General features: G+C 70.0%; 2 protein-coding genes. Both read left to right on the top strand.

All coding sequences use genetic code 11. From position 1 onward, the window contains the following. The coding region (locus DD1DGNOD_RS18885; protein WP_165036884.1) for a laccase domain-containing protein at positions 1-292 on the top strand (292 nt) is incomplete at its 5' end. After that, a partial coding sequence (locus DD1DGNOD_RS27285; RefSeq protein ID WP_165036882.1) for a hypothetical protein occupies positions 289-494 on the top strand: 206 nt, incomplete at its 3' end. The genes DD1DGNOD_RS18885 and DD1DGNOD_RS27285, both read left to right, overlap by 4 nt.

The raw sequence follows: 494 nt of genomic DNA, 5'->3' as shown, positions 1-494 counted from the left end.
GGCCATTCACCCCGACCGTTACCAGGTCGGTGAGGATGTCGTCAACGCAGCCCGCGTCGCCTTCGGCGACCAGCTCGACGCGGTGGTGCGGCCCGACGGTCTCGGCAAGTGGACCTTTGACCTGTGGCGGGCCAATACCCTGCAGCTGGTCGCCGCGGGCGTGCCGGAAAGCCAGGTGCACGTCACCGGTCTCGGCACCGGCCCGAGCACGCCGTTCTTCAGCCACCGGGCCGAGAACCCGTGCGGCCGGTTCGTCGCCGCGGCCCGCCTGCGCGGAAAGGATCTTCCGTGAAGGTGTCACCTCGACGTGGTGAGAGCTTCCGGTACGTCGGCTACGACATCGACGCCTCCCGCAACCGGCTTGTGTGCCGCTACCGGCTCGACGGGCGGGAGTTCGGCGAGGAGGTGACCTTCCCCGGCGGCGGTGCCTGGGACGAGCCGGCAGTCGCCGAGGCGGCGCGGCTGGTGTTCCTGCTGGCCGCAGTCTCCTATTA

The sequence above is a fragment of the Candidatus Protofrankia californiensis genome (genome assembly GCF_900634765.1).
Taxonomy (GTDB): Bacteria; Actinomycetota; Actinomycetes; order Frankiales; family Frankiaceae; genus Protofrankia; species Protofrankia californiensis.
Note: the sequence above shows the minus strand (reverse complement) of the source record. Positions and strands in the feature narration are given on the sequence as shown.